The sequence below is a fragment of the Roseovarius sp. D22-M7 genome (assembly GCF_037083785.1).
GTDB lineage: Bacteria > Pseudomonadota > Alphaproteobacteria > Rhodobacterales > Rhodobacteraceae > Roseovarius.
Genome location: NZ_JBAPKY010000081.1, coordinates 1 through 11,070, shown reverse-complemented (window position 1 = coordinate 11,070; position 11,070 = coordinate 1). Strand labels below are relative to the sequence as shown.

Here is an 11,070-nt window from a genome sequence, read left to right as displayed (position 1 = left end):
GGGAGAGCGAGCTCTACAACCGTATCATGATCCACGATCATTTCCCCGGCGCGACGGTGCGCCATCGCACCGACAGCCTGGTGGCACAGCGCGCGTTGGCACGGGCGGGGCTCGGCGTGGCGGTCATCGGCTGCTTTGCCGCCGACCCGGACCCGGATCTCGTGCGGATCTATCCCGGCCCGATCACCGAGAACGCCATGGACCTCTGGCTGCTCACCCATCCCGACATCCGTCGGACGGCGCGCATCCGCGCCTTCATGCGCTTTGCCGCGGACGCCTTTCTCGCGGAGCGGGATCTTTTCGAGGGCCGCCTCCACGCGTGACCGTATCGAGCGATCGAAGCTTTCTGCACCTCGCCCCTTGCGCGCGCTCACGTCCTTTCGCGGAGGTGTCTCACGGTGCGTATTCGTCGGGTGACGAAGTGCCGCTCCCGCTCGCGGGCGATCTTGCAGAAATCGGCGCGGAGAAAGAGGTGAAACGATGCGGGCTGTTTGCCCGCGTGGCGAACAGTGCCGACATCGCGCACAGCCTGCGCTGGCTGTCACGGGGGCCACTTTTGGCCTTGACGTCCCGGCACTGGCACAGCGCTGAAGCGGGCACGGCAGAAGCCGGACTGCTCGCAAATTTCCTGTCCTTGCGGCACGGAACAGGGCCAAGTTTACCGCAACCGGTTTCGCCCTGCATCTATGCGGCAGCGAGGCGATGCGGATGAAAATCAAGTCGGTTTCATGGTATATTTGGTCGTTTATTGATTAGTTCCGTGTGTGGCGATACCATGCGTCGACCTTACGCCCGAGAAGGAGATCGACATGGCGCACGCAAGCTCGTTTCTGGACAACGTCTACAACACGGATGGCGGCGAGAGCATGCGCCGGTATTACAACGACTGGGCCGACAGCTATGATACGGACCTGCGCGAGAACGATTACCGTACGCCCGGTCGCTGTGCCGATGCCCTTGCAAGACATCTCGATGACAAGAACGCGCCGATCTTGGATTTCGCCTGCGGCACCGGCATCTCGGGCGTGGCGCTGAAAGAGTCGGGCTTCACGACCATCGATGGCACCGACATCGCCGAGGGCATGCTGGAGAAAGCCCGCGCCAAGGGGGCGTATCGCGATCTGTTCCGCGCAGAGCCCGACGGCGGTCTCGATACGGGCGGGCGGCAGTACACGGCCATCGTGGCGGTGGGCGCGATCGGCGCGGGCGCGGCGCCGGTCGGGTATCTCGACGAGGCCTTGGCCCATCTGGAACCCGGCGGCATTTTCGTGGTCTCGCTCAACGACCACACCCTCGAGGATCCGCAGTTCGAGGCACGGTTGACGCAAGCGGTCTCCGACGGCCGCGCCGAGAAGATCATGGCCCAAGACGGCCCGCATCTGCCCGCGATCGGGCTCGGCGCGCGCGTTTGGGTTCTGCGCCGGCTCTGATGAAAGAAGCCTGCATTTTCCCGCGCTTCACTGTAAACCGCGCGGAGGAACCATCTGCCCAAACGAGTCCTTAGCGGGTGGAGCATGATGATACCGTATATGTCCGTGGTGGGGTAGCTGCAAGGAAGGCCACGCGCACCGAACTGCCTGGCAGCGGTGCAGCGCGCGATAATGTCTCTGGAAGAGGCAGGTGGCCTCACCAACCAAAGCGGGCCTGAATCATTCCGTCCACGGACGCTCTTCTTGATGGCTGAAGGCCCCTTCACAGGGGGGCCGCAAGCGGATCGGTACACATGCTCTACGGGTTTGTTTGCCGCATTCCCTGTCCGATTTTCGACGATGCGAACCGTTGTCGTAGTCGTACTGACGAGGTGGTTTACAAAACCGCGACCGCGATCCGATCCGTCATCGGTTGAATGCGTCCCGCGCAGGGCGGGTCCCGTGATTTTTTTTTACTGATTCACAACAGCCGGCCGCGTTCAGTGATTTTGCACACTGTTTGGCCATCTTTACCAGGAATGTGCAAAAAACTGTCTCGGCTCACTTGCATTGAAAATTTTTTGACGCTTAACTTCTCATAAACGTGAGTAAATCACGAAGAAGAATGACAGGGAGTCCGCATTGGCAGAGATTGGACACAACGACGCGTTCGTTGCCTTCGAGCGTGTTCAGAAAAGCTATGACGGCGAAACGCTGGTCGTAAAGGACCTCAACCTGTCGATGCCCAGGGGTGAGTTTCTGACGCTTCTCGGGCCGTCCGGATCGGGGAAGACCACCTGTCTCATGATGCTTGCGGGTTTTGAGACCGCCACACATGGCGAGATCAGGCTCGACGGTATGGGCATCAACAACATCCCGCCGCACAAGCGCGGCATCGGCATGGTGTTCCAGAACTACGCGCTGTTCCCGCACATGACGATTGCCGAGAATCTCAGCTTTCCGCTGGAGGTCCGCAAGATCGGCAAGGCGGATCGCGAGACGAAGATCAAGCGCGCGCTGGAAATGGTCGAGATGGGCGAATTCGGCGGACGGCGCCCCGCGCAGCTATCGGGCGGTCAGCAGCAGCGTGTGGCGCTGGCCCGCGCGCTGGTGTTCGAGCCCGAGCTTGTCCTGATGGACGAACCGCTCGGCGCGCTCGACAAGCAGTTGCGCGAGAAGATGCAGTTCGAGATCACGCATCTCGCGCACGAGTTGGGCATCACGACGGTCTACGTGACCCACGACCAGACCGAGGCGCTGACCATGTCGGACCGGGTCGCGGTCTTCGACGATGGCAGAATCCAGCAGGTCGCGGCGCCGGACGAGCTTTACGAGAGCCCGCAGAACAGTTTCGTCGCGCAATTCATCGGCGAAAACAATACGATGGAAGGCACGATCAAGGAAATCAAGGGCGGCAACGCCCTGGTCCAGCTTGACAATGGCGAGTTGATCGATGCCAAGCCGGTGAATGTCGACAAGGCCGGGGACCGCACGCTGATCTCCATCCGCCCCGAGCGGGTGGAGTTCAACCGAGAACGTCTCAGCCCGGATGCGCACACGCTCAAGGCCGAAGTGCTCGAATTCATCTACATGGGCGACATCTTCCGCACCCGGCTGCGAGTCGCGGGCAGCGACGAGTTCATCATCAAGACCCGCAACGCCCCCGACCAGCGCCGTCTGAGGCCCGGCGAGCAGATCGAGATCGGCTGGCTGCCCGACGATTGCCGTGCGCTTGACGCGCGCTAGAAGATTGGCGCGCGCGCGGCGCGACCGTCGCGATGTGCGTTCAGCAAGGCATGGAGCCGTCCGACCCGTGACGCCATGCCAGATCACCCACAAACGGGAAATACTGGGAGTATGACAATGAAACTTCACAAGACCCTGCTCGCAACGACGGCGCTGACAGTGGCCGCCGGCGCGCCGGCAATCTCGCAGGAGATGGCCGACAGCATGACGCTCGTGTCCTGGGGCGGTGCCTACCAGGAGAGCCAGCAAAAAGCCTATGTCGAGCCGTACCTCGAAATGCATCCGGATGTCAGCGCCACCTGGGACGAAAGCTCTGCCGAGGCGGTGGCCAAGCTGCGCGCCATGGACGAGGCTGGCAACGTGACGTGGGATCTCGTTGATGTCGTGGCATCCGATGCCATGCGCCTGTGTGACGAAGGCCTCGCGATGGAGATCGATCACGACGAGGTTCTGGCCGACGCGCCCGACGGCACCGAGGCCAGCGATGATTTCGGCGATCTGATCGTCAGCGACTGCTTCATCCCGCAGATCGTCTACTCGACGACGTTCGGCTACCGCACCGACATGGTGCCCGAGGGTGTCGAGCCGCCGAGCAAGATCTGCGACGTGTTCGATCTCGAGACCTATCCAGGAAAACGCGCGCTGGAACAGCGGCCCATCAACAACATGGAATGGGCGCTTTACTGCGATGGCGTGGCCAAGGAAGACCTTTATGACGTGATGAGCACTGACGAAGGCGTCGAGCGTGCGCTCGCCAAGCTCGACACGATCAAGGACCAGGTCGTCTGGTGGACGGCCGGCGCCGAGACCCCGCAGCTTCTGGCGGATGGCGAGGTCTTCATGGGCTCGACGTTCAACGGGCGTCTGTTCTCGGCGATCGCCGAACAGGACCAGCCGATCGGCATGATGTGGGACATGCAGGCCTTCGATCTCGATGGCTGGATCATTCCGGCGGATCTGCCCGAGGAGCGCCTCGCGCGCGTGATGGATTTCCTCAAGTTCGCGACCGACACGCAGCGTCTGGCCGATCAGGCCGCCTATATCTCTTACGGCCCGGCGCGCGAGTCGTCGGCGCCGCTGGTCGGCAAGCATGCCGAACTGGGAATCGAGATGGCGCCGCACATGCCGACCGATCCCGACAACGCGTCCAACACGCTGATCTACGATTACGAGTGGTGGGCCGATAACCGCGACGATCTTGACGCGAAATTCCAGTCCTGGCTGTCGCGCTAATCACGGATTCAAACATGGAAAGGGGCCCTCTTGGCCCCTTTCGCACCTGAGCGGGCACGAAGACCCGACAGCCGGATCATGAACCTCCAACAGGGATGATATGAGCGATACAACCGAGACCGGGCCGGTTCTGGCCGCCGATGGCACACCGCTGAAACGCAGCCTGCGGCGCGCGCTGCGGGCGCAGAAACTGCGGGCGCTTGCCCTTATCGCGCCGCTGCTGATCTTCGTCATGGTGGCGTTCATCGCGCCGATCGCCGACATGCTGTTCCGGTCGGCGGAAAACCAGATCGTGGGCAATACCATCCCGATGACGGTCGAGGAGTTGCGCGACTGGGACGGCGAGGATCTTCCCGATGAGGAGGTGTACCGCGCCCTGTTTTTCGATGTCTTTTTCGCCGCCGAGGCCAAGGAGCATACACGGCTGGGAAGCCGTTTGAACTATGAGGAAAGCGGGATGTCGTCGCTTTTCCGCACGAGCGGCCGCAGCGTGGATGACTTCGGAGAGGTCTTCCAGGACGCGCTGGAGGATCTGAACCCGGCTTTCGGCGATGCACAGGTCTGGTACGACATGATGTCGGGCGGGCCCGGCGCCGAGGCCGCCACGCGGCTGATGTCGAACCAGATCGCGCGCCTCGAACAGCTGGCCTCCGAGATCTATACCGGTGACCCCGACTTCATGCCCGGCGCGGCGATTGCCCAAATCCTGCCGAACACCGCGCGCGAATATACCGCCTTTGCCGCGTTCACGCATTTCGAGGAGGAAGACGTGGTTGCCGAGGAAGAGCCGTGGGAAGCGGTCTATGCCGCGCTCGTGCTTGACCTTGCAAGCGCGGATACCCGGGCCGCGATCGCCGCGTATGACGGCCCCGGCGCCGACCTTCTGCAGCAAGCCGCCGAAGCGGAATTGCCGCCCGTCGACATGAAATCGGCCTTCATCGACGACAACGAGGACTGGGCGCGCGTGAATTACTGGGAGGTGATCAAGATGTATTCGCCTTCCTACACGACGGGCTATTTCCTAAACGCCGTGGACATGGAAAAGACGACCGAAGGGATCGCGCTGCGCGACGAGGACGAGCGGATCTACGGGCTTCTGTTCAAGCGCACGATGTTCATGTCGCTGGTCATCACCTTCAGCTGCATCGCGCTTGGCTATCCGATTGCCTGGCTCCTGTCGAACCTGCCGGCGCGCAAGGCCAACCTGCTGATGATCCTGGTGTTGCTGCCATTCTGGACCTCGCTTCTGGTGCGTACATCCGCGTGGAAGGTCATGCTGCAACAGCAGGGCGTGATCAACGACACGTTGGTCTGGCTGGGTATCGTCGCCGATGAAGGCCGGCTGGTGATGATCAACAACCAGTTCGGCACAATCGTCGCGATGACGCATATCCTGCTGCCCTTCATGATCCTGCCGATGTATTCGGTGATGCAGACCATTCCGCCCTCCTACCTGCGCGCGGCCAAGAGCCTTGGGGCAACGCCGTTCACCGCGTTCTGGCGGGTCTATTTCCCGCAATCGGTGCCGGGGATCGGCGCCGGGTCGATCCTGGTCTTCATCCTCTCGATCGGCTATTACATCACGCCCGAGATCGTCGGTGGCACCACCGGGACGTTCATCTCGAACCGGATCGCCTATCACATCTCCACATCCTTGAACTGGGGGCTGGCGGCGGCGCTCGGGTCGATCCTGCTGGCGGTCGTGCTGATCCTCTACTGGGCCTATGACAAGATGGTCGGCATCGACAACGTGAAGCTTGGGGGCTGAGACATGAGCGCAGTGACATTGATACCGGTCGAGAAGAGACCGCTTTCCTTCGCCCTGCCGGTGATCGCGGCGGTCGGCGCCTTTGCCGGGCTGTTCGTCGGCACGGCGCACGGATCCAGCCTGATCGGTGTGGTGCTGGGGGCGCTCTTGCTGGCAGCCGTGGGGTACATCGCCCTTCGGGTTCTGGGCCAGGACATGGAAAAAACCGTTCGCTGGGGGATCATCGCGCTTTTCACGGTCACGGGCATTCTGCTGGCAGGGGTGCCGGGGATCGTGCTTGGCGCCCTCTTCGGCTGGTTCTTCTCATGGTTCATCTACTGGATTGGCGAGGGGCGCTACCGCGCCAAGCTGCCGCCCTACCTCACGAAGGGCGAAGTCCTGTGGAATTATGCCTTCAACGTGCTTTGCGGCGCGATCTTCGTGTTTCTCATCACGCCGATCCTTGTCGTGATCCCGCTCTCGTTCAACGCGGAAAACTTCTTCACCTTCACGCCGGAAATGCTGCGCTTCGATCCGGCGGGCTACAGCCTGAAGCATTACGAGGATTTCTTCACCTCCAGCGGGTGGCAACAGGCGTTGCGCAACTCGCTGGCCATCGCACCGGTCTCGACATTTCTCGCGGTGAGCTTCGGCACATTGGCGGCGATCGGCCTTTCCTCTGAACATGTGCCGTTCAAGCGCGCGATCATGGCGATCCTGATCTCGCCGATGATCGTGCCGCTGATCATCTCCGCGGCGGGGATGTATTTCTTCTACAGCCGGATAGGTTTGCAAGGCACCTATTTCGGCGTGGTGTTGGCGCATGCCGCCCTCGGTATCCCCTTCGTGATCATCACAGTGACGGCCACGCTCGTGGGGTTCGATCGCTCGCTCACGCGGGCAGCCGCCAGCATGGGGGCCAATCCGTTGACCACATTCTTCCGGGTGCAGATGCCGTTGATCCTGCCGGGGGTGATCTCGGGCGGGCTCTTCGCATTCATCACGTCCTTCGACGAGGTGGTGGTGGTGCTGTTCGTTGGCTCCGCCAATCAACAGACGCTTCCATGGCGCATGTTCACCGGCCTGCGCGAGCAGATCAGCCCGACGATCCTTGCCGTGGCGACGATCCTCGTGACAATCTCGATCATCCTTCTGGCAACGCTCGAACTCTTGCGCCGACGGTCCGAGCGGTTGCGAGGTATGTCACCGGGTTGAATGCGGGACAGCCGCGTCAAAGGTCTGGACTTCGGTAACGGGGCCGTCTCGGTCAAGCCGTTTTGCACAAGCAATTTGCTCCGCCAGAGCGGGCTTTTGGTTCTGTGTTCCTGTCCGTCCTGCTTTCTCACATGGCCCTTGACTGAAGTCCTTCGGGTACATGCTTCGGTCTGTGGTCAGCGCGTCGGCTGCCGACATGATGCTGGTTCGATGCAATTCCGAGATGCCCGTCTCATAGGCGTCCTTGATGGATGTCAGCGACAGTCCAGACCACCGCATCATCGGAACCACGTCCCTCGAAGACCTGCGTTCAAGCAGTCAACGAGTGGGGTAATAACCGGTCAGGCCATTTTCGGCGCAGCAACCGGCTGGCACCCGGTGCCATCGACCCAGATCCGATGGAGTATGACGGCGATACGACGCGCCAGGGCGACCATGGCGCGCTTGCGGCCACGGCGTTGTGCGAGCTGGGCTCCCCATGTTCTCTGCCATGTCGATCGACCGCGGTTCATCATGACAGTCGCTGCTTGGCACAGCGCCCGCCTCAGGTTGACGTCGCCCGCCTTGGTGATCCCGCCAGAGACATCGCGTTCACCCGACTGGTTGCGCGAGGGCGTCAGTCCGACCCACGGGCCACCCTTTTCAGAGGAGGCGAAGCGAGCCGGATCATCCACCTGTTAATCCCGGAGACAGAATGGAGAGCGGACTCGGTTGGATGATCTGAGCGTCGCGGGGCAAAATTCCGCGGTCTGACACCCGAGGCGAACGAGCCGAGGGTGGGGTGTTGATTTCCACCCAGAAGTGACCCGGGTAGCGGCCTAATTTCCATTGAGAATTGACCCATGTGACCCTTCCTCCAGCGCCATGCGCAACGGGGGACACTGGAGTGATACACATGGGACTTTTGAACATCATACGGAAGCTACGGTTACGGGATAAGCTGCCGATCCGTGAGATTGCGCGGCGGACCGGAATGTCGCGCAACACCATCAAGAAGTATCTGAACGCGGGCACAATCGAGCCGCAGTTCGCGACGCCGGAGCGGCAGAGCAAGCTCGATCCGTTCTCCGAGAAGTTGACCGGCTGGCTGAAGACGGAAGCGGCCAAGTCCCGCAAGCAGCGGCGGACGCTGAAGCAGATGCATGCCGATCTGGTGGTTCTCGGCTTTGACGGGTCCTACAACCGGGTCGCGGCTTTTGCGCGTGACTGGCGGGCCGATCGGCAGCGGGATCAGCAGACGACAGGCCGCGGCACCTTCGTTCCCCTGTCGTTTCACCCGGGCGAGGCATTCCAGTTCGACTGGAGCGAGGATTTTGCCGTTCTGGGTGGTGAACGCACCAAGCTGCAAGTTGCCCACATCAAGCTGTCGCACAGCCGGGCCTTTCTGGTCCGGGCGTATCTGCTGCAAACCCATGAGATGCTGTTCGATGCCCACTGGCACGGGTTCAGGGTCTTCGGCGGCGTCCCGGAGCGCGGCATCTACGACAACATGAAGACAGCGGTTGATCGCGTCGGTCGCGGAAAGGAGCGGCAGGTCAACATGCGGTTTCTTGCGATGGCAAACCACTACGTATTCGAGCCGGCGTTCTGCAATCCTGCTGCCGGCTGGGAGAAGGGACAGGTCGAGAAGAACGTGCAGGACGCCCGACATCGTCTATGGCAACTCATGCCGAGCTTCGCCGATCTCGCAGCACTGAACGACTGGCTGGAACAACGCTGTGTCGAATTGTGGAATGAGATCCCGCACGCAGCGCTGCCAGGCAGTGTTGCCGACGTCTGGGCCGTAGAGCGGGGCGCGCTGATGTCTTTGCCGCCCGCCTTCGATGGCTTTGTGGAACTGAGCAAGCGGGTGTCCCCGACCTGCCTGATCAGCTTCGAGCGCAATCGCTACAGCGTCCCGGCGTCATTTGCGAACCGTCCCATCAGCCTGCGCGTCTATCCCGACCGGCTGGTGGTTGCCGCTGAAGGACAGATCCTGTGCGAACATATGCGGGTGATCCAGCGCAGCCACCAGCTCCCACCACGCACGATCTACGATTGGCGGCATTACCTGGCCGTCCTTCAGCACAAGCCCGGTGCATTGCGGAACGGTGCGCCCTTTGCCGAATTCCCTCCGGCCTTCAAACAGCTCCAGGACCTCATGTTGCGCAAGCCGGGTGGCGATCGGGAGATGGTCGACATTCTGGCGCTGGTTCTGCATCACGATGAACAGGCCGTGCTGGTCGCCGTGGAAATGGCGCTGGCCGAGGGGGTCGCAACCAAAACTCACGTGCTGAACCTTCTGCACCGTCTGATCGATGGAAAGACGATCGCTGGGCCCGACATCGACACACCACAGGCCCTTGCTCTGCGCAGTGAGCCAAAGGCGAATGTCGAACGCTATGACGGGCTGCGTGCCCGGACCGTAGGAGGCCGTCATGCGTCATGACCCTGCCAGCGGCGCCATCATCATCATGCTGCGCAGTCTGAAGATGCACGGGATGGCCCAGGCCGTCACGGATCTCATGGAACAAGGCGCACCGGCCTTTGATGCTGCCGTGCCGATGCTCGCTCAATTGCTGAAGGCTGAGGTTGCAGAACGGGAGGTCCGGTCCATCGCCTACCATATGAAGGCCGCCCGCTTCCCGGCCTACAAAGATCTCTCCGGCTTCGACTTCGCAGCCAGTGAGATCAACGAGGCCACGGTGCGCCAACTGCATCGCGGCGAGTTCATGGATGGCGCACAGAACGTCGTGCTCATAGGCGGCCCCGGCACCGGCAAAACCCATGTCGCGACAGCCCTTGGCGTGCAGGCCGTCGAACATCACCGCCGCAAGGTCCGCTTCTTGTCGACCATTGAGCTGGTCAACACGCTCGAACAGGAGAAGGCCAAGGGGAAGGCTGGACAGCTTGCGGAAAGCCTCACCAAGCTCGATCTCGTGATCCTGGACGAGCTGGGCTACCTGCCGTTCTCCGCCTCGGGCGGCGCGCTGCTCTTCCACCTGCTGAGCAAACTTTACGAACGCACCAGCGTCGTCATCACCACGAACCTGAGCTTCAGCGAATGGGCCACAGTCTTCGGTGATGCAAAGATGACAACCGCGCTGCTCGACCGCCTCACCCATCGCTGCCACATCCTGGAGACCGGAAACGACAGCTTTCGCTTCAAGGCCAGTTCGGCCGCAGCTGCACGGAAAACCAAGGAGGACACTCATGCCTTGACCAAAGCCTGACCCCCGAAACATAACCTGAAGGTGGGTCAAATCTCGATGGAAAACCCGGGTCACTTCTGGGTGGAAATCAACAGGTGGGGAGATGTATGCTGTGGAACTGTACAACCGGGTATGCCGGGCGTGCCATGTCGAGGGGATGAGCAAGAGCGAGGCGGTGCGGGTGTTCGGGATCGACCGGAAGACGGTGGCGAAGATCCTGAAGCACTCGGTGCCCCGGGCTGTCGGCGAATGAGGCCGCCGGTGCGGCCGAAGCTCGATCCCTTCGTTCGGACCATCGACCAGGTTCCGGAGGACGACAAAGGCCGGCTGAAGACGCAGCGGCAGACGGCGAAGCGGATCCACGAGAGGCTGCGCGACGAGCACGGGGTTACCGGCGGCATCACCATCGTGACCGATTACGTGCGGGAGAGGAAACTCCTTCGACCACGTGTCGTACAGGCGCTCGCGTGCGTCGGGACAACGATCCCCCGGATCGTTTTCCGATCCTCCTCACCCCTCACGGCGGCAC

At 61.8% G+C, this 11,070-nt stretch carries 9 protein-coding genes and 2 pseudogenes; 10 read left to right on the top strand and 1 reads right to left on the bottom strand.

Going from position 1 to position 11,070, the window contains the following annotated elements; all coding sequences use genetic code 11:
• The 6 genes from V8324_RS20015 to V8324_RS19990 form a co-directional block, all read left to right on the top strand.
• On the top strand, positions 1–323 hold a 323-nt coding region (locus tag V8324_RS20015), incomplete at its 5' end, for a LysR substrate-binding domain-containing protein (protein ID WP_336421668.1).
• A 486-nt stretch (positions 324–809) separates the two neighbouring features.
• Positions 810–1,430: a class I SAM-dependent DNA methyltransferase gene (locus tag V8324_RS20010; protein ID WP_336421667.1), complete on the top strand. Its 621-nt coding sequence runs from the start codon at positions 810–812 to the stop codon at positions 1,428–1,430.
• 621 nt (positions 1,431–2,051) lie between these two features.
• The gene (locus V8324_RS20005) at positions 2,052–3,155 is read left to right on the top strand and encodes an ABC transporter ATP-binding protein (RefSeq protein WP_336421666.1); all 1,104 of its coding nucleotides are present in this window, start codon (positions 2,052–2,054) and stop codon (positions 3,153–3,155) included.
• Positions 3,156–3,272: 117 nt separating this feature from the next.
• Entirely contained in the window at positions 3,273–4,388 is a 1,116-nt protein-coding gene (locus tag V8324_RS20000; RefSeq protein ID WP_336421665.1) for an extracellular solute-binding protein, read from the top strand.
• 100 nt (positions 4,389–4,488) lie between these two features.
• Positions 4,489–6,156, top strand: coding sequence for an ABC transporter permease (locus V8324_RS19995; RefSeq protein WP_336421664.1), 1,668 nt, complete (start codon positions 4,489–4,491; stop codon positions 6,154–6,156).
• A 3-nt stretch (positions 6,157–6,159) separates the two neighbouring features.
• Complete coding sequence (locus V8324_RS19990) at positions 6,160–7,350, top strand: ABC transporter permease (protein ID WP_336421663.1); 1,191 nt, start codon at positions 6,160–6,162, stop codon at positions 7,348–7,350.
• A 341-nt stretch (positions 7,351–7,691) separates the two neighbouring features.
• Here the strand turns inward: V8324_RS19990 and V8324_RS19985 are convergent.
• Positions 7,692–8,024: pseudogene (locus V8324_RS19985) on the bottom strand (transposase); the annotation flags it as partial.
• A 221-nt stretch (positions 8,025–8,245) separates the two neighbouring features.
• Between V8324_RS19985 and istA the strand changes: the two are divergent.
• The 4 genes and pseudogenes from istA to V8324_RS19965 form a co-directional block, all read left to right on the top strand.
• Complete coding sequence (gene istA / locus V8324_RS19980) at positions 8,246–9,778, top strand: IS21 family transposase (RefSeq protein ID WP_336421662.1); 1,533 nt, start codon at positions 8,246–8,248, stop codon at positions 9,776–9,778.
• Positions 9,768–10,562, top strand: a complete 795-nt coding sequence (gene istB / locus V8324_RS19975; RefSeq protein ID WP_336421661.1) for an IS21-like element helper ATPase IstB — start codon at positions 9,768–9,770, stop codon at positions 10,560–10,562. Before istA ends, istB begins: the two co-directional genes overlap by 11 nt.
• Before the next feature lie 91 nt (positions 10,563–10,653).
• Positions 10,654–10,794: a hypothetical protein gene (locus V8324_RS19970; RefSeq protein ID WP_336421660.1), complete on the top strand. Its 141-nt coding sequence runs from the start codon at positions 10,654–10,656 to the stop codon at positions 10,792–10,794.
• Positions 10,795–10,802: 8 nt separating this feature from the next.
• Positions 10,803–11,070, top strand: a pseudogene (locus V8324_RS19965) (hypothetical protein); the annotation flags it as partial.